This is a genomic window from Mesorhizobium sp. WSM4844, from assembly GCF_055811775.1.
This window is the reverse complement of sequence record NZ_JBVVQB010000186.1, coordinates 1-547: the sequence shown is the minus strand read 5'-3', so window position 1 is coordinate 547 and position 547 is coordinate 1. Positions and strand designations below refer to the sequence as shown.

Genomic DNA, 547 nt, shown 5'->3' with positions numbered 1-547 from the left:
GAGTAGCGGAGTACGGGAGTAGGGGAGTAGGGGAGTAGGGCAGTAGGGCAGTAGGGCAGTAGGGCAGTAAGGCAGTAAGGAGATGTTAGTCGGCTGAAAGTTTGCGGATTAGGAGCCGAAGAAGCTTTCCCACACTTTCGGTGCTCGCCAATAATGAAGCCGCTGTCCCGTTCGGCGCGATGCCGGTACGCTCAGCGATCAGAAGCTGCGTTTCCAGCTCCTTCAGTGACCCTTGAGCGATACGGAGAAATTGCTGATAGGAACCCCGTACCTCTCTGCCATAGCCTTCCGCTATGTTCGCCGGCACCGAGCTTGCGGCGCGCCGCACTTGGCTGGTCAGTCCATAAAGTTCCTCCTTCGGCCAGGATTTCGTCGCGCCGTAAACCGCCACCGCAAGGTCCATTGCCTGCTGCCAAACAATTAAATCCTTGTAGGAACCCGTTTTCTCAGTCATTCGCCCTACTACCCCAACACCCCAAAACACCAAGCGGGCGCAGAAACCCAACACCACACACCCCCAAACCACACCCACACAAAACACAAAAAC

At 56.1% G+C, this 547-nt stretch carries 1 protein-coding gene; it reads right to left on the bottom strand.

Annotated elements, in window-relative coordinates; all coding sequences use genetic code 11:
- Positions 1–85: 85 nt before the first annotated feature.
- Positions 86–454: a four helix bundle protein gene (locus AC0L2A_RS36360; RefSeq protein WP_036264561.1), complete on the bottom strand. Its 369-nt coding sequence runs from the start codon at positions 452–454 to the stop codon at positions 86–88.
- Positions 455–547 lie beyond the last annotated feature (93 nt).

What these genes read in the sequence shown, in the direction of transcription:
- AC0L2A_RS36360 (WP_036264561.1), bottom strand. Translation starts at nt 454, where the DNA reads ATGACTGAGAAAACGGGTTCCTACAAGGATTTAATTGTTTGGCAGCAG.